Annotated in this window: 18 protein-coding genes and 3 pseudogenes; 7 read left to right on the forward strand and 14 right to left on the reverse strand. The window is 36.5% G+C overall.

Annotated features, from left to right (window positions below; all coding sequences use genetic code 11):
• Window positions 1-57: 57 nt before the first annotated feature.
• Both IGL28_RS07130 and IGL28_RS07135 read left to right on the forward strand, forming a co-directional pair.
• Entirely contained in the window at window positions 58-1107 is a 1050-nt protein-coding gene (locus IGL28_RS07130) for a helix-turn-helix domain-containing protein (protein WP_081127525.1), read from the forward strand.
• Between the two features lie 84 nt (window positions 1108-1191).
• Window positions 1192-1397: pseudogene (locus tag IGL28_RS07135) on the forward strand (tyrosine-type recombinase/integrase); the annotation flags it as partial.
• Between the two features lie 146 nt (window positions 1398-1543).
• Here IGL28_RS07135 and IGL28_RS07140 read toward each other — a convergent pair.
• A complete protein-coding gene (locus tag IGL28_RS07140; RefSeq protein ID WP_179133704.1) occupies window positions 1544-2326 on the reverse strand; it encodes a glycerophosphodiester phosphodiesterase in 783 nt (260 codons plus the stop codon).
• A gap of 558 nt (window positions 2327-2884) precedes the next feature.
• Here IGL28_RS07140 and IGL28_RS07145 point away from each other — a divergent pair.
• Window positions 2885-3042, forward strand: a pseudogene (locus tag IGL28_RS07145) (site-specific integrase); the annotation flags it as partial.
• Window positions 3043-3593: 551 nt separating this feature from the next.
• On the opposite strand, the gene IGL28_RS07150 reads toward IGL28_RS07145, so the two are convergent.
• Together IGL28_RS07150 and IGL28_RS07155 are read right to left on the reverse strand one after the other, a co-directional pair.
• The gene (locus IGL28_RS07150) at window positions 3594-3791 is read right to left on the reverse strand and encodes a cold-shock protein (protein ID WP_010718754.1); all 198 of its coding nucleotides are present in this window, start codon (window positions 3789-3791) and stop codon (window positions 3594-3596) included.
• A gap of 293 nt (window positions 3792-4084) precedes the next feature.
• The gene (locus IGL28_RS07155) at window positions 4085-4279 is read right to left on the reverse strand and encodes a hypothetical protein (protein WP_010719054.1); all 195 of its coding nucleotides are present in this window, start codon (window positions 4277-4279) and stop codon (window positions 4085-4087) included.
• 374 nt (window positions 4280-4653) lie between these two features.
• Here IGL28_RS07155 and IGL28_RS07160 point away from each other — a divergent pair.
• Window positions 4654-4938, forward strand: a pseudogene (locus IGL28_RS07160) (transposase); the annotation flags it as partial.
• A 140-nt stretch (window positions 4939-5078) separates the two neighbouring features.
• Here the strand turns inward: IGL28_RS07160 and lepA are convergent.
• Window positions 5079-6914, reverse strand: coding sequence for a translation elongation factor 4 (gene lepA, locus IGL28_RS07165; RefSeq protein ID WP_010719053.1), 1836 nt, complete (start codon window positions 6912-6914; stop codon window positions 5079-5081).
• A gap of 146 nt (window positions 6915-7060) precedes the next feature.
• Here lepA and IGL28_RS07170 point away from each other — a divergent pair, with 146 nt between their 5' ends.
• The 3 genes from IGL28_RS07170 to IGL28_RS07180 are packed head-to-tail and all read left to right on the forward strand — an operon-like array spanning window position 7061 to window position 9450.
• Complete coding sequence (locus IGL28_RS07170) at window positions 7061-8281, forward strand: GNAT family N-acetyltransferase (RefSeq protein WP_010719052.1); 1221 nt, start codon at window positions 7061-7063, stop codon at window positions 8279-8281.
• Between the two features lie 16 nt (window positions 8282-8297).
• Complete coding sequence (locus tag IGL28_RS07175) at window positions 8298-8792, forward strand: nucleoside 2-deoxyribosyltransferase (RefSeq protein ID WP_010719051.1); 495 nt, start codon at window positions 8298-8300, stop codon at window positions 8790-8792.
• Entirely contained in the window at window positions 8785-9450 is a 666-nt protein-coding gene (locus IGL28_RS07180; RefSeq protein ID WP_010719050.1) for a hypothetical protein, read from the forward strand. Before IGL28_RS07175 ends, IGL28_RS07180 begins: the two co-directional genes overlap by 8 nt.
• A gap of 470 nt (window positions 9451-9920) precedes the next feature.
• On the opposite strand, the gene clpB is transcribed toward IGL28_RS07180, so the two are convergent.
• From clpB to IGL28_RS07230, 10 genes are all read right to left on the reverse strand, one after another.
• Window positions 9921-12533 carry an ATP-dependent chaperone ClpB gene (gene clpB, locus IGL28_RS07185; RefSeq protein WP_010737669.1) on the reverse strand — a complete coding sequence of 871 codons (2613 nt, stop codon included), beginning with the start codon at window positions 12531-12533 and terminating at the stop codon, window positions 9921-9923.
• A gap of 214 nt (window positions 12534-12747) precedes the next feature.
• Window positions 12748-13791, reverse strand: a complete 1044-nt coding sequence (locus IGL28_RS07190; RefSeq protein ID WP_081127522.1) for a lysylphosphatidylglycerol synthase transmembrane domain-containing protein — start codon at window positions 13789-13791, stop codon at window positions 12748-12750.
• Between the two features lie 10 nt (window positions 13792-13801).
• Window positions 13802-14074 (reverse strand): DUF1294 domain-containing protein, encoded by a 273-nt coding sequence (locus tag IGL28_RS07195; RefSeq protein WP_010719047.1) that lies wholly within the window; start codon window positions 14072-14074, stop codon window positions 13802-13804.
• A gap of 26 nt (window positions 14075-14100) precedes the next feature.
• Window positions 14101-15006, reverse strand: coding sequence for a diacylglycerol/lipid kinase family protein (locus tag IGL28_RS07200; RefSeq protein WP_025480176.1), 906 nt, complete (start codon window positions 15004-15006; stop codon window positions 14101-14103).
• Window positions 15007-15138: 132 nt separating this feature from the next.
• Entirely contained in the window at window positions 15139-16371 is a 1233-nt protein-coding gene (gene pepT, locus IGL28_RS07205) for a peptidase T (RefSeq protein WP_081127520.1), read from the reverse strand.
• Window positions 16372-16385: 14 nt separating this feature from the next.
• Complete coding sequence (locus tag IGL28_RS07210) at window positions 16386-17507, reverse strand: Nif3-like dinuclear metal center hexameric protein (protein WP_081127519.1); 1122 nt, start codon at window positions 17505-17507, stop codon at window positions 16386-16388.
• Window positions 17507-18205, reverse strand: a complete 699-nt coding sequence (locus tag IGL28_RS07215) for a tRNA (adenine(22)-N(1))-methyltransferase (protein WP_081204088.1) — start codon at window positions 18203-18205, stop codon at window positions 17507-17509. Before IGL28_RS07215 ends, IGL28_RS07210 begins: the two co-directional genes overlap by 1 nt.
• A gap of 116 nt (window positions 18206-18321) precedes the next feature.
• Window positions 18322-18756, reverse strand: a complete 435-nt coding sequence (locus tag IGL28_RS07220; protein WP_081127516.1) for an LptM family lipoprotein — start codon at window positions 18754-18756, stop codon at window positions 18322-18324.
• Between the two features lie 481 nt (window positions 18757-19237).
• The gene (dnaI, locus tag IGL28_RS07225; protein ID WP_081127514.1) at window positions 19238-20164 is read right to left on the reverse strand and encodes a primosomal protein DnaI; all 927 of its coding nucleotides are present in this window, start codon (window positions 20162-20164) and stop codon (window positions 19238-19240) included.
• Window positions 20164-21552 carry a replication initiation and membrane attachment family protein gene (locus tag IGL28_RS07230; RefSeq protein ID WP_081127513.1) on the reverse strand — a complete coding sequence of 463 codons (1389 nt, stop codon included), beginning with the start codon at window positions 21550-21552 and terminating at the stop codon, window positions 20164-20166. The genes dnaI and IGL28_RS07230 overlap by 1 nt, the downstream gene beginning before the upstream one ends.
• Window positions 21553-21564: the final 12 nt, after the last annotated feature.

Here is a 21564-nt window from a genome sequence, read left to right on the forward strand (position 1 = left end):
CAAAAAAGTGTTTCTTTTATTAAGAAAGTGTTTTATATTTTGAATGGAGGTGTTAGTATGTCGCCAATCCTTATTTCATTAATATCCATAACAGAAAAACTAGGCATTCCCGTCAGTGTGGTTGAAAAAACACTAAAAACAGAAGAAAATCAGCTTTCTGCTATTCAAATGTATAATACAAAACGAGAAATCTATGGAACTTTTTTATATAGTGACAGTTCATCGGAGACAGGTTATATGCAGATTACCTGTGGCCCATTACTCATGGCCGAAGTAAATTTTGGTTTAAAAGAAGCCGAGGATACCACACAAGAATTCAGACAAATCCTTACAAATCTATTTATATTAGCAAATCATCATTCACCAAAAAAAATCGACGATAAGCAATTAAATCTAGAAGAATTTTACCAATCACAAACATTCTCTTATAATACTTTTTACGATATTGAAGAATACTATAAGTTAGAGTTGCTGCTCTTTTCTCATGTAAAAGATCGCAATAAATTAGCTGCAATAAAAACACTTGAATTATTTATCAAATATTACTATAAGAGCCTTACAAGCGATCAACTTAAATGTTTTTATTGTGCGCTCATTACATTACTTACACGAGTGGAAGTTGAAAAAGGTGTACCGGTAAGCAAAGTTTTTAATAGACAGTTTCAGTACTATGAATATTTACAGGAAATTCGTGATATCAATAAGTTTGAAACATTAGCTAAGCAAGCCATTCATGACTTTTTGGCTCATCCAACCAATATTCCTAAAAAAACCTATAGCCCTGTTACCGTATGTGTTCTTAACTATGTAGAAAATCATCTGTATGAAGCTATTTCTTTAAAAGATATCTGTGATGTTTTAAATCGGGATTCAAAATACGTGGGAAGGTTATTTTATAAAGAAGTTGGGATGCATTTTAAAGATTTCATGCATTTGAAGAAAATTGAAAAGGCCAAGTACTTTTTATTATTTTCTAACAAATCCATCAATCAAATTGCCGAAGAACTATCATTTAGCACCCAGAGCCATTTCTCAACCGTATTCAAAAAGATCGTAGGCATAACCCCATATAAATATCAGCGCAATCGTGTCTATTATTCTTATTGAGTAGTGATGATAGTAATCGCTCAGTTCAAGGATTAGGGGAAGCATGAAACTGATCATTCAAAGTGTAATAAAATGAAATACTAAATCTCGAATGCACTCTCCCTCTCATTCAACTTTCATTCTTTGCGGCATACTCACGCTACTCTTCTTGAAAATGGTGCTAAGATGAAGGAAATTCCTGAACGACTAGGGCATAGCAGAATTTCTATTACGATGGATACTCTCACATGCCGAATAAAATGCAAAATGAAACGGTCGACATTATGGAGAAGCTTAGAAAGAACTCTTGAGGTTTGCCACCAAAAAAAACCACCGGTGGCAAACCGGTGGTAAATCCATGTAAACATGGTCTAATTTTTACACTATTTTCAAGCAAGCGCTACTATTTCTTCGCATGTGGGAAAACCGTGGGAAAAACAGATAAAAAAAATTTATTCTATATTTTATTTGGATTGATTGTATCTGTCTCTACTATAGGTACCTCTAATGATTTTAACTTTTTAAACCTTTCAGCATCATTAACACCATAAATCTGGTACATAATTCCAGATTTATTTAATTTTTCAATTACTTGGTTTGTTGCTAAGTCATTTGATACTGATAGCAAAGCTTTATTGTATTGCTCAACTTGTTGTATATCATCGTCAATGTTATTTTTTGAATCATATAACCATGAAACCGTACAATCAGGATGATCCTTTACTACCTTATCTCTAATTTTTTTATTTGTCAGGACAAAAAAAGAACGATCATATACATTGTATTTTTTTAATGTATTTACTATTGATGCAACAAATTTATCGTCATTCCAATCTCCCTTTGATCCATCCACATTAACAATTAATTTGTCTTTACTTATTTCTTTAATTGCTTCGTCAAAAGTTGGTATATTAACTTTTTTATCTTTATATTTTGGATAATTTGAAGTATCTATCGATAATTCTTTAAGCTGTTTGATTGTAAGTCTTTCTGGTTGTCCTTCTCCGTTTGTTGTCCTATCAAGAGTGTCATCGTGCATCAAGAAATTCACTCCATCTTTACTAGTTCTTACATCAATTTCTACTGCATTATAGCCAAGTGACTTTGCTTCTCTCATAGCTTCAACTGTATTTTCAGGAGCAACTATATGTGCACTTCTATGGGCTACTAGGTAAGTTTCTTTATGGTTCAATAAGCTACTGGATGAGTAAACACATCCGGTTAAAACAATGGAAAACATAATTAATATCTTTGATAATTTTCTCACTTTCGGAATCACCTCAAAAACAAGTATATCAAATTAAAAAGACACAAAAAAGACTAGGGCAATAATAAGTCGGTTTCTATCATAGATGTTTCCTTTTTAAGGAGGTAATTTACATTTGCGGTAACTTGCAATTGTCTTCAATTCGCTCTGGTGTATTTAATGTTTCCGATGGAAGCCAATCGTCATTTGTAGAATATATGACAGAGCCAACGCATTCCTGTCCTGCAGGGAAATTCGTTATCGGCGCCATAACTTTTTCGTTTGCGTATAGCGTTAAAGCGGGATTTCTAGACTTTCTGTTTGATAGAGCTCCGCCCCAGTTGTTGTAGTAAGCAGGATAGAAGCCATCCGGATATTGCACTAGCGTTTTCAGCCAGCAAAATTCGCATTCTTATTCTCGACCATCATATAAGCTATCACAAGTCTTCCTGTCCTTTTGAAAATAACTTTGCTTGCTTCAGTGAACTCGTCAGTGTTTGTTGTAGGTACCATTTTAGTCGCTGTTCGCTATCTTCCAATTTCTTCCTTTTCGTCACCATGTTATTAGAACAAGGAGCAAAGCCTAAGGAGATCCAAGCCAGATTAGGTCATTCCAGGTTAGCTACAACAATGGATACCTATGCCCATGTTACGAAAAAATGAAAAAAGATACAGTTGACATTTTTGAAAAAATGCTACACGATAATGCCTTTGATCCTTCCCTTTCACATGTGGGAAAACCGTGGGAAAAACAGATAAAAAAGAGGTTGAGACAAAAGTGTTTAGCATCAAGAAATAAGAAGGAATTTCCGAAAATTGCTTCTCAAATTTTTGGTAAATTTCGGCTTATTTCCGAAGATGCTGCTTTTGTCTCACCGTTTATTCGTTTTAGAGATACTAAAAGAGCCTGAGACAAGTTTTGTCCCAGGCTCCTTTGCTATTTCTTCGGTTCATCCTCGTCCATTTTCAGAACAGCCATGAAGGCTTCCTATAAGATTGTGTTATTCACAAAGTTTTTCTAATATCTATACATCATTATAAATCCTATTATACCAACTTTCATATTAAGCAAGAGCCTATTATTTAATACTTGCTGATACTCATATAATAATAATTGATATTTTATAAATGGGCGAAAAAATGGAGAAATTATTTCTTTAATAGAATATTTTTTACCTTGTAAGACTCGATTATACGACCGGATGCTTATGAGTCATAATATAAAAAAAACCATCTCGATTGAGATGGTTAAAGTTCAACATTATTTTACGATATTTACCGCTTGAGGTCCACGTTGTCCTTCTTCAATATCATAAGAAACAGCTTGACCTTCATCTAATGTTTTGAATCCATCGCCTTGGATAGCTGAGAAGTGTGCAAATACGTCATTTCCATCTTCACCAGTGATAAATCCAAAACCTTTATCTGAGTTAAACCATTTTACTGTACCGTTATTCATATATATTTCCTCCTAATACGTATATAATACGTGTTTTGTTGCAATTAATATTACTTGGTAAAAGGAGTTTTTATAGTGTGAATATATCGCTCAGATTACGTTTCAAATTAGATTACTTAATTACTATAACACGGATGCAATGGTAACACAAGGATAACTGCTTGATACACTTTTTAATACAAAATTTGGAGTAAATATTTAGAATGATTAATTAAAGGATGAAAAAATTGAAAATAAACGACTAACGCCACTAATTACAATATTACATCATTTACTTAAAACTTTAATAAATTTTACTTTTCTACTATATTGACTATTGCTTTTCCACAAATTAATTCTTGTTCTAAAACTGATTTTATTTGCAATGCACATTCTTTTGAAAATGGTTCAGCCTCTTTCCATGATCCTAATAGTGGATAATTATTGATTACACTTTTGACATATTGTTTGTTTTTTACTCCTCGTGTTTGTACTTCTACATAATACATAGTGATACCTTCTTTATTAGTTTTTTATGTAAAGACTACTCTTATGAGTAGTCTCATAGATAATAAATCGCAGTAAAATACAGGAGATCTTTGTGAGGTTGATCGTAGTTACTACGAAATTTATTTTGTGCTACATAGTTTAACCTGAATAATGCGAATACAACATGTAATATCTTGTAGCACATTATAATTATAATCTATTAAATTAAGTTTTTTTATTTGTTTTTGTTATATCTAATATAAAAAATATTACCTGATAATAAAAAACATTATATTTAACCAAAAATGGCAGAATAGAAATACAATCTATTTTTTATAAAATAGATTAATCAAAAGCAACTAAAAAGAGCTACTCTTTCAAGTAGCTCTGAATAGATGTCATCAATCTTAAAAAGAAAAGAGATCATTCACTATTTGAGGACTGTTTATCCAGAGAAGTCAGCCGGCTACCTGAAACTTATGCGACAACTTTGCGAACATTTAAAAAGTTTCTGCCACAGATCCAAAATGCCCTCCGCTACAGTTATTCAAACGGACCACTAGAATGTTTAAACAACCATATTAAAATATTAAAACGCAATGCTTATGGGTTTCGAAATTTTTATCATTTCAAACGACAGATCATGATTCGACACGGTAAAACTATTTTAACCAAATAAAAAGAACAGAAAGAAGTTTTTCTTCTTTCTGCCCCAAATTATTCTAAGATTTTTCTTTACCAACATCATTTGACAAAGAGCCTGGAAAAACCGTGGGAAAAACAGATAAAAAAGGTCTAGCTCAATGGCTAGACCATTTGCTATTTCTTCGGTTCATCCTCATCCATTTTCAGAACAGCCATGAAGGCTTCTTGTGGGACTTCGACGCTGCCGATTTGTTTCATTCGTTTCTTTCCTTCTTTTTGTTTTTCAAGAAGTTTGCGTTTCCGTGAAACGTCTCCACCATAACATTTTGCTAAAACGTTTTTACGTAATGCTTTGATATCTGAACGAGCAACGATTTTTTGTCCGATAGCTGCTTGAATCGGCACTTCAAATTGTTGACGTGGAATTAGTTTTTTCAGTTTTTCAACGATTGCTTTTCCTCGTTCGTAAGCAAAGTCTCGGTGAACGATGAAACTTAACGCATCGACTTTTTCTCCATTTAATAAAATATCCATTTTTACTAACTTGCTCTTTTGATAACCAGACATTTCATAATCCAAGGAAGCATAGCCTTTCGTGCTGGATTTTAGTTTATCGAAAAAGTCAAAAACGATTTCAGAAAGTGGAATGTTATAAACGACATTCACTCGATAATCATCTAAATAATCCATTGTGATAAATTCTCCACGTTTTCTTTGGGATAATTCCATCACTGCACCAACGAAGTCATTTGGAACCATGATTTGTGCCTTGACAAAAGGTTCTTCAACATCTTGGATCGTTACTGGTTCTGGAAAATCTGCCGGGTTATCGACGACTGTCATAGACCCATCTGTTTTATTCACATGATAGATTACAGAAGGTGCCGTTGTGATCAACTCTAAGTTGAACTCACGTTCCAAACGTTCTTGGACTACATCCATGTGTAATAAGCCTAAGAATCCACAACGGAAGCCAAAACCAAGTGCTTGTGAGGTTTCAGGTTCAAACTGTAGTGCTGCGTCGTTTAGTTGTAATTTTTCAAGTGCTTCACGCAGATCATTGTAGCGGGAAGTATCAATTGGATATAATCCACAGTAAACCATTGGATTCATTTTACGGTATCCAGGTAGCGCTTCTTCTGCTGGATTATCTGCCAACGTAACTGTGTCCCCTACTCGCGTGTCTTGGACCGTTTTGATGCTTGCCGTGATATACCCTACATCACCGACCATCAAGAAATCTCTAGCAACAGCTTTGGGTGAAAAGACTCCCACTTCTGTCACATCAAATGTTTTGCCGTTACTCATCAATTTGATTTTATCGCCTGGTTTGACCATGCCGTCTGTGATTCGAACATTCAGAACGACTCCTCGATAACTATCGTACACGGAATCAAAGATCAATGCTTTCAAAGGGGCATCCAGATCGCCTGATGGTGCGGGTACATATTCAACGATTTGTTCAAGTATTTCTTCAATCCCAATTCCTGCTTTAGCACTAGCCAGGACTGCCTCACTGGCATCGATTCCGATAACATCTTCGATTTCTTGTCGTACACGTTCTGGATCAGCAGCTGGAAGATCGATTTTATTGATGACTGGCAAAATTTCCAGATCATTATCCAAAGCTAAGTAAACATTTGCTAATGTTTGAGCCTCGATTCCCTGTGCCGCATCAACTACTAATACCGCACCTTCACAGGCTGCTAAACTCCTTGATACTTCATAAGTGAAATCGACGTGCCCAGGGGTGTCGATTAGATGGAAGATATAGGTTTCGCCATTTTTGGCTGTATAATTCAATTCGACAGCATTTAATTTAATCGTGATTCCACGTTCACGCTCTAGATCCATTGAGTCTAATAGCTGATCCTGCATTTCACGAGACGTCACAGTGTTCGTCTTTTCCAGAATACGATCGGCCAGCGTTGATTTTCCATGGTCGATATGAGCAATGATCGAAAAATTTCGAATTTGCTCTTGTCGTTGTTTCATTTTTTTTATATCCATAGCGTCTCCTCTTTTCGTTAAATCAGCACCTCTCATTATATCAATGAAAAGCATGAATTTAAAGACTTTTTACCTAGTCAGCTTTAGAAGTTTTTTTTATGAAAATTTGCTATACTAATAACAAGTAAATAATTGGAGATGAAAGAATGGATGAAAAAGATTTCAGAGAAAATCTTGAATTAAAACCTGTTACTGAAAAAGATGTTGATCAATTCAATGAGTTATTGTCTTATGTCTTTCAAGTAACAGAAGCAGACATCGAAGAAAGTGGTTTTGAAAGCAAAGGGGCATTTATTCGCTCCAAGCGCCCAATTTTGGAACTATCGGAAGTATTTGGCTGGTTCCACCATAACAAATTGATTTCTCAAATTGCGATCTATCCATGTGAAGTCAACATCCACGGTAAACCCTACAAAATGGGTGGCGTTACCGGTGTCGGAACGTATCCTGAATATGCAAATCATGGATTGATGCAAGATTTGATCTTGGTTGCGTTAGATAATATGCGTAAAAACAAACAATGGATCTCTTATCTTTATCCCTATAGCGTGCCTTATTATCGACGCAAGGGTTGGGAAATCATGTCTGATAAGTTGACATTTAAAATTCGTGATACCCAATTACCGAAGAATGTTCCTGTGGATGGAATGGTTGAACGATTACCAGTAGATCATCCAGATGTTTACCGAGTGTATCAGAAATTTGCGGCTCAAAATCACGGTGCTTTGTTTCGTAGCCAATTTCATTGGGAAGAATATTGGCGCTTTGAAAATAAAGAGGAACGGACAGCTGCGATCTACTATACGAAAGAGCATGAACCAATTGGTGTTTTATTTTATTGGGTCGCTGAAGAAATTTTTCATGTTAAAGAAATGTTTTACTTGAACCAAGAAGCTCGGAATGGTCTATGGAATTTTATTTCAGCACACTTTTCAATGGTTTACTGGGTTCACGGTGACATCTACAAAAATGAACCACTGGCTTTCTTGATCGAAGATAGTCAAATAAAAGAACAGATCGAGCCTTACTACATGGCGAGAATCGTAGATGTCAAAGAGTTTCTGAAGCAATTCCCCTTCGTTTCTACTGCGAAACCTTTCCACTTTGTTGTCGAGGACCCTATCGCCTCATGGAACAATGGTGTTTTTGGGTTGGTCTGGAACGAAGACGGACAATTGGATGTCGTGGACGAACCTGTCGGACAATCGGTCCAGTTGTCCATTCAAACATTAAGTTGTTTGATGATGAATTATCGTCGCCCTTCTTATCTTGCAAGGATCGAACGAATCAAAACAGATGATGAAACACTTAAAACACTTGAATTGATTCTTCCAAATATGGAAGCTTATTTCAGTGACTATTTCTAAGAAAAGGACGATGAAAATGAATATTTATTTTGCTGCCCCACTTTTTGCGAAAAGTGACTTATTATATAATGCGAAACTTGTAGAAGAAATCAGGAGTCTTTCCAATGAATTAACCATTTATCTTCCGCAAGAAAACGAAGCGATCAATGATAAAACAGCCTATGCTGATAGTCAGATGATTGCTTTAGCCGATACAGAAAAGGTGTTGGAAAGTGATTTGATGATTGCACTATTAGATGGTTTAACGATCGATCCTGGTGTTGCATCCGAAATTGGTGTTGCCTATGCTAAAGGGATTCCTGTCATTGGATTGTATACAGATAGTCGGCAACAAGGCGGTACCCACCCGCAAAAAATTGCTGCTTTACAAGAAGTAGCTGAAAACCAATTCCATTATTTAAATCTTTATACAATTGGGTTAATCAAGCTAAATGGCGCTCTCGTAACTAGTGAAGAAGCGTTACTCAGTCAAGTAAAGACTTACTTAGATGGAGGTTTGAGCCATGAATAAGACAATGAAAAAAATCCAACTTGCACTTGTTGCTTTTGGTGTGTTTGTGGTTTGTTATAACCTTTATGAATTTATTACTAAAAAATATTCAACTACTCAGGGAGTTACTTTCATCATCGAATCTTTAGCTGGAATTCTATTGATTTTTCTCCCTCAGATCGTTAGAAAAATCGCAAAATTATACGTTCCAGATGCCATTGTTTTATTTTATTGGTTTTTCTTGTTTATTTCCGTGTTCTTAGGTACCGGTATGCATTTGATCAGTATCATTTCATTCTGGGATAAAATTTTACACGCCGTTAGTCCTATGGTATTGACTGCCCTAGGTTACGGATTGATCGGCTTATTATTGAAAGATGCACCAATTGCGAAGACTAGTCCATGGTTGTTTTTACTGTTTGGTTTTGCCTTTGCTGGCCTCTGTGGCGTGTTTTGGGAATTTTGGGAATTTCTCTGTGATCAATTCTTAGGAATGAATCTCCAACGGTTTGCCGCTTCAGATGGCACCTTATTTGTCGGACGAGCTGCTTTGATGGACACGATGGGTGATTTATTCACAAATACGATTGGTGCATTGGTCATGGGAATCTTTGCTTGGACCCAAGGAAGAAACAATCGTGATTATTTTGAAAATTATCGGTTGAAAATTTTGAAATAGAGCAAAAAAAATATCACATTAAAGAATTGTGACAAAAGTGAGATGCTTCCTAAAAATTGTGCGTGAAAACGTCAATGGTTAGGTAGCATCTCATTTTGTCTCACCCACTTATTTCTTATCATCAACCCTTACGGTGATTTTGTTACCATTCCCAATGAAAATTGTACTTAGTGACAAGGGTTGAAATGATGGGAACCAAAGAAGATATTTACCTGACCACTCCTATTTATATGGGGAATAAAAACATTACCTTATGAGTAGATGAACTTGGAAATAACGATTGAGATCAACTTATTTTATGAATGATTTTTTCAGACTTATGACTAAATTACAAAAAAACAATAAAGCTAGGTGGTTGACCTAACTTTATTGTTTTTTTTTTAAGCTTAGATGGTGTGTGGCTCAACTAAACATTTGATCGATTCTACTGTTTGCCAACACCCGTTTTCTTGCGAAAGCTTACCGTTTCTTTACTCTTCCGTGTCTTCAAGTTCTTCCGTTTGGAAATGAAGTTTCTCTGCTAGCAAGGTAATCGTTACTTTAGATTTTGGTAAGATGTGTCCTGCTACGATTTCTTTGGCTAATGGTGTTTCTACTTCTTTCGTAATAAAGCGTTTCAATGGTCGAGCCCCGTATGCTGGTTCGTAGGCATTTTCTGCGATCCATGTTTTGGCTTCGTCGCTGATTGTTAGATGAATTTCTTGATAATCCAATCGTTTTGCCAATTGCGCCACCATTTTATCAACGATTCCTTTCACATTTTCAAGACTTAATGGTGTGAATAAAATCGTATCATCGATTCGATTTAAGAATTCTGGTTTGAAATGACCTCGAAGGATCGTTCTTACTTGTTCTTCCACTTCTTCAGGGATAGTGCCATCTGCTGACACTCCTTCTAATAACAGTTGAGAACCAATGTTGCTGGTCATGATAAGAACGGTATTTTTGAAGTCAACCACACGTCCTTTAGAATCAGTTAAACGTCCATCATCTAATACTTGTAACAAGATATTGAAGACATCTGGATGGGCTTTTTCGATTTCATCGAGTAAAACGATCGTATAAGGATTTCTGCGAACGGCTTCCGTCAATTGTCCGCCTTCTTCATAGCCAACATAGCCTGGAGGAGCCCCAACCAAACGAGATACGGCATGTTTCTCCATATACTCACTCATATCGATCCGCACCATGTGTTCTTCAGAATCAAATAAGTTTTCTGCTAAAGCTTTCGCTAATTCTGTTTTCCCAACTCCGGTTGGTCCTAAGAATAAGAAAGAACCTAGTGGGCGGTTTGGATCTTGCAATCCTGCTCGAGAGCGAATGACCGCATCACTGACTGCATCTACTGCTTCATCTTGTCCAATCACACGTTTATGCAATGTTTCGTTGAGCTTGATTAGTTTTTCTCGTTCCCCTTCCACTAATTTTGTGACTGGGATACCAGTTAAACGTCCAACCACTTGCGCAATTTCATTTTCAGTGACTGATTCTTGAACCATCTTGATTTCACTGTCTTTAGCTTTTGCTTCCAATTCCTTTAATTCTTTTTCTAATTGAGGAATCGTTCCATGTCTTAGGACGGCAGCCCGTTCTAAATCATAGTTGTTTTCTGCATCTTCTAATTCATGTTTGGCTTTATCAATTTCCGCACGTTTAGAAGAAACGCTATTGACTTCTTGTTTTTCTGTTTCCCATTGCATTTTCATCGAGTTTGCTTCTTCTCGAAGATCAGCTAACTCTTCTTGTAGATTTTTCAAACGTTTTTTACTTGCATCGTCTGATTCTTTTTTCAATGCTGCTTCTTCGATCTCTAATTGCATCAAGCGACGAGTCACTTGGTCTAGCTCAGTCGGCATAGAGTTCATTTCTACTCGGATCGTTGCACTTGCTTCATCGATCAAATCAATTGCTTTATCTGGTAAAAAACGGTCTGTGATATAACGGTCAGATAAAGTTGCAGCAGCGACTAATGCATTATCATGGATGTTGACTCCATGATGGATCTCAAAACGTTCTTTCAATCCTCGTAAGATACTGATAGTATCTTCTACTGTCGGTTCTTTGACTAAGACTTTTTGGAAACGACGTTCTAATGCTTTATCTTTTTCCATATATTGACGATATTCATCTAATGTCGTTGCCCCAATCAAATGCAATTCACCACGAGCAAGCATTGGTTTCAATAAATTTCCAGCATCCATGCTGCCTTCAGTTTTCCCTGCACCAACGATATTGTGGATTTCATCAATAAATAAGATGATTCGTCCATCACTTTTCTTGACTTCTTTCAGCACAGCTTTTAATCGTTCCTCAAATTCACCACGGAATTTAGCACCAGCAATCAATGCCCCCATGTCTAATGAAAAGATCGTTTTATCTTTCAAGTTTTCTGGCACGTCTTTTCGTACGATACGTTGTGCTAACCCTTCTACAATTGCTGTTTTACCGACACCAGGTTCACCAATCAATACTGGATTATTCTTGGTTTTACGAGATAAGATACGGATAACATCCCGAATTTCTTCATCACGTCCAATGATTGGATCCATTTTCCCGCTTCTGACTTGTTGAACAAGATCAACGCCGTATTTTTCTAGTGCTTTGTATTGTTCTTCTTGATTTTTAGATGTCACCTTTTCTCCTCCTCTCATGTCTTCGATATTTTTACGTAACTCTTTTTCTGATAAACCATTTTTGGTCAAATAAACCGTCAATGGATAATTTTTCAATTTCATCAAGGCTAAAATTACAATCTCTGTTGAAAGAAATTCATCGCCAAAACTTTCTCTTAACTGGTCTGCTTCATTTAATAAACGGAATAGATTTTGGCTTAGATTCTGACCATATTGGACGTTTCCCCCTGAAACTGTGGGATATTCATCTAATACACGATCTACTTCCTTTTCAAACGTATCAACATCCATTCCCGCATCAGTGTATAGATTGCGCCCAAAATGGTTTGGTTGTAAAAAAATCTTCCACAAATGCGCAATATCAATTTCTTGATGTTTTCTTGTGACAGCGATTTGTTGCGCTTCAGCAATCGCTTCTTGAAGCGTGGTTGTCATTTTTTCAATGTTCATTTTACTTACCTCCTGAATATAAAATTTCAATATTCAATATGATACATCTCGTTCCAATAAACATTATACCTCTTTGGTCAGTCTTGGTCAAAAGATAACCTCGCTTATTTTATCGGAAATAAGTGATCAAAAAAAACACAACAGAGCCAACTTGGATGGACTTACTGTTGTGTTTTAGATCTAATAAAATGACTCTATACAATCGCTGTAATAATCAATTTGATTCTTTTTTGTTGTTTTTTACATCTTGGATCTCTTGTTTTATTACCCTTCGACGATCAGCAATCACGTAACATAACCCATAAATAAAAGGTAAGATAAATGAGCTAAACCGATACAGTAATAAAGAAGAAACAGCATCTATGGTTCCCACAAGTGGTCTGAATAACAACAGATAGACAAATTCAAATGAACCGATTCCAGCTGGGGTAGGGATGACACCAGATAAAACTACCGCAAAACTGATAAATGAAAAGGTCAAGAGAAAGTCGATCGTGGGATGGTTTTCAACCAAAAAGAGATAGGGCATGATATACCAAAAAGTAAGTTTGACCATATTCCAAAAATAGATGCGTAATAGAGCTGTTCGATCTTTGACAATTGTCTGGACAGTTTCTCTCAACGAATAGATTTGTGTATTACATGTATCTACCCAACTTCTGATGCGTTCACTTCGAAACAGTTTGTTTGAGATACTCACAAAGAAAATTTGTAGATTCAGACTCATTGAGACCATCAATAAAAAGGCAATGATCAGCCCAGTTAAAATAATGCCAGCAATAATGAACCAGATCATGTTTGGTCCTTTGGAATAAAATAAAGAGAAATGGATGATCAAACCAATGATCGCATAGGTAATCACGGCTAATTTATACATAATCATATGCAACGCAGTGACACCTGCACCTTGTGAGTATTTCATTCCTTTTTTATTATAAAAATAAATTTCTGAAATCAAAGTTCCCGTTCCAAATGAAACGATTCGATAAAATGCAATATAGCAAGACGTCCAAAAACCATCCCAAGTGGAAAATGTTGGTTCGAACGGCTGGGCAATCTCTTTGATTGAACGACCTTCTGCCACCTGATAGATCGTTCCTAACAAGAATGCCGCTACCAGAACGATAAAGCTTGTAGACAGCAATTCAGCGAAAATATCTGCAAAAGATTGGTTGATCAAATAATAAATAATGGCAAAAATTCCAATCAATAAGAATAGATTTAACGCTATTTTCGTTTTTGCACCTTTTGTCGCCATCAATTACTCCTTAATGAAAAAAATAAATCAACAGTAAATCCACCAATACACCTAGTACAAATCCTACTGTAAATTTCTTTTTTCTCGTTTTATGATGGAATACTTTACGAGAAATCAATCCCCCAATTCCACCGCCTAATAAACTAACAAAAATCAAATTATTTTCTGGAACGCGCCAACCGCCTTTTTTTGCTTGATACTTGTCGTAACCCATCAAACAAAATAAATATAAATTGACAATCACTAAATAAAACCACAAAGGATTGTGTAGTAAAGCTTCCATACGTGTTTTCCTCCACCTCTAGCACATCATTTTTGCTCTTCTTTAGGAGCAAAGACCGACAACCCTTTTTTGACTACGACTAATTCGATAGGCAGATTATCTGTCGTATCACCATCTGTACGAGTACCAACTGATTTCTCCCGTGCTTGGATATTGATTTGACTAGCAGTCAAATAATTGATACCTGGGACAGAGTAAATTTTTCCTTTGATTAAACGAGGCAAATAAAAAACAAATCGAAAAATATCTAAAGATGGGATGATTGTGACATGAAACATACCATCATCGGGTGAAGCTGAATCATCAAAATTCGTATAACCACCTACTGAGTTAGACATTGTGACTGTCAATAATTGTGTTTTTCCTCGCCAATGTTCTTTTTCTGTTTTGATATCTAAATGATACTTTCTCTTTTTTAATAATAACTTGATGAACCGTTTGATAAAAATCCAAGAACCATATTTTTGCTTTTCTTTTTGACTGATCCAAACAGCTGTATCTGCCAGTATACCGATCGTTAAAGTTGAGATAATGACTTCATCATTGACTTTTCCATAATCGATTTGACGGATTTGTCCCTCTAAGATAATGTCTGCAGCTTTTTCCTTTTCTAATGGAATACCGAGAACACGGGCTAAATTATTGACTGTTCCTCCTGGTAGTAGTCCTACTTGATAATGCTCAAGTTTATCTTGAAAAGCCTGTACAATATGATGGATCGTACCATCGCCTCCGATTACGATCAAGGTATCTGCGTGCGTTTCTTCAGCTTTTTTGACTAATGTCTCATGCTTGATCGAAGGACCTGTTTCCGTTAGATTGATGATTAGTTCTGGTCGTTTCTTTAAAGCATATTCTTTAAACCAGCTTGCTAATTTTTCACCTTCATCTTGTCCTGAGCTTTGATTATAAAAAACTAGCAATTTTTCCATTTCTTTCTTCCTCCCATTTTTACACAAAAACCAAGGGGTCAGACGTTCCATTGTTGGAATACGCCCACCCCCAGCTAAAAGGATAGATCCACTTCGTTTACTTACTTGATCCATCCACGTTCCTATTTGATTTTATACGTTTGTATTCAATTCTGCAATTTTTACAATCACATCTGTTGCTTTTTCCATCACTTGCAGAGAAACAAACTCAAATCGGCCGTGCATATTTTCGCCACCTGCGAACAAATTAGGTGTTGGAATGCCTAGATAAGAAATTTTTGATCCATCTGTTCCACCTCGTACTGGTTCAATCACAGGCTCGATTTCTAAATCGATCATCGCTTGTTTTGCTAATTCAACAATGCTCATATCTTTTTCAATAATTTCTCGCATATTATAGTACTGATCATACATATCAACTTTCACGCGTGTCTGATCGAAGCGACTATTTAGTTTTTCTTGGATTTCAGTAATTTTCGCTTTCCGTGCTTCAAATTTTTCTCGATCGTGGTCACGGATAATATAACTCATAGTTGCTTCTTCGACATTTCCATTTAATCCCATCAAATGGAAGAACCCTTCATAACCTGTCGTTTTTTCCGGGACTTCATCTGCTGGTAGTTGATTATGGAAGTCTATCGCTAATTGTAATGCATTGATCATCGTATCTTTGGCTGTACCAGGATGGACATTTTTTCCTTGAATTGAAATATTAGCCTGAGCTGCGCTGAATGTTTCATATTGCAATTCGCCTAAAGGACCACCATCAACGGTATAGGCAAAATCAACATCAAACTGCTGGACATCAAATCTATCTGCCCCTACCCCAATCTCTTCATCTGGTCCAAAAGCTACTTTGATCTCACCATGAGGGATAGTTGGGTTTTTCAGCAGAATTTCCATTGCGGTCATAATTTCAGCGATCCCAGCTTTATCGTCCGCACCTAACAACGTACTGCCATCAGTTGTGATCAATGTGTGTCCTTCGTAGTTTTTCAAATTAGGGAAGTCTTTGGTATTTAATGTATAATGTTCTTCACTATCTAGAACAATCGTTGATTCCCCATCGTAGTTCTCAATGATTTGTGGATTAACATTGACTGCATTGAAATCTGCGGTATCCATGTGGGCAATGAAACCGATCGAGCGAACTTTCTTTTCAATATTACTTGGCAATGTTCCTATAACAAATCCATTTTCTTCATTGTAAAATACATTGGTTAGTCCTAAATCTTCTAATTCCTTTTTCAAGACTTGCGCAAAAGCGACTTGTGTTTGTGTCGAAGGAGTCGTTTGACTACTTTCATCAGATCTGGTTTCAGTCTTAACATAGCGTAAAAAACGTGGTAAAAGATTTTCGTACATACAACAGCTCTCCTTTAGTTAAATTGAAATGGGTTCGTATCCGTTTCTGAAACAAAGAAATCAACGGTCCAATTTTCTTCTTGTTTCCATTTCTCAAATTTTTCGACAAACTTTTCTTTACATAAAGATTCAATATAATGACCTGGATCAATCGCAATCAAGCCTGCACTTTGCATATCTTGAGCTGTGTGGTAATAGATATCTCCAGTAATATAAATATCCGCTTTTTGAGCTAATGCGTAAGGATAGAACTTTTCGCCGCTACCACCACAAATGGCGATTCTTTTAACAGTGCTCTTTGTATGAGTTGGACGAACAACTCGTAGCCCTTCTAATTGGAAGACTTCTTTTAATTTAGATACAAAGGTATCTAAATCAAGCGCTTCTGGTAATTCTCCGATTCGACCGATCCCCCAGGTTTGAGTCGGTTCGTCAATTGAAAACAAATCAAATGCTACTTCTTCATAAGGATGGACACGATACATAGCTGATAACACTTTTTCCTCACGGTCTTCAGGAAAAATCACTTCCACTTTAGCTTCTTCTACCTTTTCTAGTTGGCCATTTTTACCAATTGCGGGATGTGCCTGTTCATTCGGTCGAAAACGACCTTCGCCAATACTGGTAAAACTTGTATGATCGTAATGACCTTGTTCACCCGCACCAGCCTCAGCTAAAGCCTTACGTAATTTGTCAGCGTCTTCGATCGGTACATAAACAGCTAGTTTTTTGTAATGCCTTGTATGTGTCTTTAACAAATAATTTTCGACATTGATTCCTAATGCTTCACAAAACCAATCATTCAGTCCATCCTCGATAATATCCATATTGGTATGTGCTGCATAGACAGCAATATCATGTTTTAATAAATCAGCATACATTTTTTCTTGTGGATGATCCGTTGTTAATCGTTTAATTGGTCGAAAAATGGGAGGATGTTTAGCAATTAACAAATCAATCTTTTTTTCGATGGCTTCTTGCACAACTTCTGGACGAACATCTAACGTCATCATTATGCGTTGAATCGGTTTATTTAATGTTCCGAGGTGTAGCCCCACAGGATCTCCTTCTTCAGCCAACCATTGAGGACAATATTCTTCAAATTTGCGAATAAATTCATTACCGTTGATCGCCATTAAGCTAAAACCTCCTCGATCATCTGGATTTCTTTTTTTATCGCTTCAACACGTTCTTCTTGGTTCTGTGCTTGTGCCAATTGTTTTAAAATCGCTTGTCTTTGTTTTAATTCTCTTTGCCATTTCTTTTGGAAGACCACTGTTTTTCCTTGCAATAAAAATGGACCAAACAGAATCTCTTCCTCATTATAGATATGCTTCGTCGGTGTTTTTTCAGCTACAATGATTTCATAGATTTTTTTGTTTTCCTCTAAAATCTCTTCTGCAATGATTTGATAGTAATTGTCTTGCAACCATTTTCTCACTGCTTGCTCGCCAATATTTGGTTGGAGAATCAAACGCTCCTTCCCTGTTAAACGCTGTTGTTTGGCGCCTGCTTCTAAAATATCTCGAATCAAAGCCCCACCCATACCAGCAATCGTGATCGCATTGATCTGATCTGTTGGCTCAATCGCATCTAATCCGTTAGCTAAACGAACAACGATCCGCTTTTCTAAACCATTTTTCTGTACTTGTTTTTTTGCTGACTCATAAGGGCCTTTCACCACTTCGCCAGCTACAGCAAATTCAATTTTATCCTTTAACATTAATGCAACTGGCAAGTAAGCGTGGTCAGAGCCAATATCTGCTAAAAACGCTCCTGTTGGGACATGTTCTCCCACTAATGCTAAGCGTTTCGATAAATCTAAGTGGTTCATACCTTCACTCCTTCCCCCTCATTATAACATTTTCCCTATAAATGAAGGAGATTTGAAAAAGAAAAATTTCAAATCTCCTGATGAGCTATTTGCTTTTACGAAACGTTTAACACTGACTATTCAATAACTCTTACCTCAACGATCGAATTACCAGGAATTTGCGGAGGGATTGACATTGTCATAATTGGTTTTTCTTTTAAAGTAAACTTGATCTCGTCACCTTTTTGAAAAGATTCCTTACCTCCGACTAATTGATCATTCAAAACATTTAGTGTTACACCATCATTATCAAAAGAGGTTCCAATATTCTCGGGGTCTTCGATTTCATCTACATTGACCACTTTGATTTGAATGGTATCATCGACTGAATCATCAATACTTTCAATTTCACCCTTAAAAATACTTTGTCCTTCGTTAGAAGAATCCTTCGCTTTAGTCGTTGTTTCCGCACTAATCGAATCGATCGATGCCTCATTTTTATCTCCATTACCACAACCTGTTAGCGAAAAAAGTAACCCTGTCGCCAACAAACAAGAAAAAATCACTTTCATATCTTTATCCTCCGGCTAATTATTTACATTACTTCAATTGATGATCGTTCTTTGACTTTTTATTTAGTTGACGATAAATCAATACATTCTGTTTTTAGTCGTTCAATTTTGTTTTTGATACTTGTTCATCAGAAATTTATGGTTGTCTTTTTTCGTTACCATGATGACTATTGATCAGGCATAAGCTTCTGTAATCATCACTCTATCCAGTATGACACCACTTTTGTAGCTTGTTACGATCAATAAAAGTGGCGTTAAGTATGAATTCAGATACACTTTCATCTCAAATTATAAGTTTCTTGAATAACTAAGTGAACATCGAGAGTCATTGAAAAGAGAATTATTTGCATTGCTTATTTTCCTACCCATCAAAGCAATAGGCAGGAAATAGGGCAATAACTAATTCAGCAAAAGGCTTTCTCAATCACATATTCTAATCCTACTAAGGCTAAAATTATGACTTCTATGCTTTCTCTTTTCGCTAGCCATTTCTTCGATTGCGTCCAGTCATTTCAATTTCTTTCGTCAAGTAACGGATTCGTTCCATGATTCGTTTGGCTTTCAATGGTTCTTCATCTCCACGCTGCGTCACAGCAAGATGTTGTTCCAATTCATTCATTGTAAAATTAGATGAGAAAAAGGTTGGCAGTTGCTCTTGCATTCGATATTGCAAAATCACACCAAAGACTTCATCTCTGATCCAACTACTCATTGCATCGGCGCCAATGTCATCCATCATTAAAATGGGTGAACGTTTGACCGCATCTAGTTTTTCTGCGACTTGATCTTTTCCAATCGCTTGTTTCATTTCAACAGCAAAAGTCGGAAAATGGACAAGTGTAGTTGTAAAGCCTTTAATGGCTAGTTCTCTGGCAGTCGCCCCTAAAAGATAGGTCTTTCCTATTCCAAAGCTGCCAACTAAATAAAGTCCTTTGTGATATTCTTTGGGACTTGCACTATAATTTTCCACAAAGTCTAGTGCTTCAAAACTTGCATAGCTCCGTCCATCGGTACGCTCAAAATTATTGAAAGAAGCATCTTGGATATCTTTTGGCATATCGACAGCTTTGATCCGGTTCCTAATTTCTTCTTGTCTTTTCTTCGCCAATAAGGCTTCTGTTGGAACATAAGTCACATCGACATAATGAAAATTCAAGGTTAGCTTGGGCTCATAGCCAGGAGCGATCATCGTAGGATCATTTTTTTGGTATTTTCGTTTTTCTTGGACAAATTCATATAGTTTTGCATAACTTTTTTCGATATCTGCTTGTGTTAATTCATCTTTGTGATCCGCCAAAAAGGCTTGCACATCTGGATCGTTGAGGACTTCTTCGATCATTTCAGCAAATTTTTGTTGATAATTTCGCTGGCTGATGATCCGCTTTAATTCTTTTCCTACATCTTCCATTAGCTATCTCCCTCCTTCTTGGCAAAATATTCTTTGAATCGTCGTTCGATCTCCGCTTTTTTCTCACTACTGATTTTTTTCTCTTCTTTTGGCTGGTTGACCCAATCTGGTAGTTTCTCACGACGAACGTTTCGACGATTAGTTGAATAATTCTGGTTCGTATTTTTAGTATTTTGTTTGCCTTTGCTATTGGTTTTCCGAATATGTTCAATGGCTTCTTCTGGGGTCATGATCTTTTTTTGTGCCCATTCGTTAGCGATCGTGTTGACAAAGCTTGCGGTTAAGCTAGGACGATCTTTGATTACTAAGACATAATTGATCAGGATATTGATCAAACTATTCGACAATCCCGATTGTGAAACTAAATCCTGTAAAAGCCAAGTTTCTTGTTTTGAGACATAGCCGCCTTTTGCTTGTTTCAGTGCCTCTAAGTATTTCATTGGCGGAATGCTTTTGGCTTCGTTCACTAACTGTAGTGTCGCATTTGTCAGAGCAGTTGCTTCCTTAGGTGTCTCATTCTGATTGGCAGAGGTTGCTTCTTCTTTTTGATTAGTCAATGTATTTGTTCGCTTCGTCTGTTGGTTCACCAATACGATGCGTTGAAGCTCTTTGACAGATACTGTCTGCTCAGAAAAATCATACGCTTGTACGACCCATTCACCTAATGTCAACTCATCCACGCCATAAAGTAAATGATACATTGTTAACTGTTCCTTCAATGATTCATCTAGATTCATGATATGTTTTTTTGCCAACCAATCTGTCAAAAAGCGCCAATCAAGAGTGGATTGTTCCATGGACTTCCCCAGATCAGTTGATTTGGTTGTAAATGACTGTTGGTTTTCCTCGAGTTTCTCTTGATCTGCAGCATATGTTTTTTCATTAAAGTGATATACTTCTAAAAATTTCTTCGTGATCTTTTGATAATCATTCGTCGAAAAATGTTCCGGCTGAAACAGTTGGATCAACTGATCAAAACGCCGTTGACCGACTTTTTCTAATAGCAGAAAAGACAATAATGTATCTTTAAAAAATGCTAACGGTTCAATTGGCTCAAGTAACTCATAAATAAAACATCCCCCTAAGCTAGGGTCTTCTTTGAAAAAAACTTCTAAAAGTCCGATCCCTTCTAGTTTTTTTCGTGCTTCATAAAGCTGAGGAATACCACAATTCAAGCTACTTAACAGATCAGCATGTAATCCTTCCGGTCCAACGCCTTTTTGTAAAGGAATTTCTGATAGTAAGGTAAAATACAAACTCAAAGCTTCACTGCCGATTAATGGCTGGTAGAGATAAAGTAATGAGGATTTCCCTTCTTCTCTTAGCGGATAGCTTTTTCTTCCTTGGTAGATATTTTTAGGTTGAAGCTCTTTCCATGCGTTATCCAAGGAATTTGGCCT

Source organism: Enterococcus sp. AZ077 (assembly GCF_051714965.1).
In the GTDB taxonomy this organism is placed as follows: domain Bacteria; phylum Bacillota; class Bacilli; order Lactobacillales; family Enterococcaceae; genus Enterococcus_B; species Enterococcus_B hirae.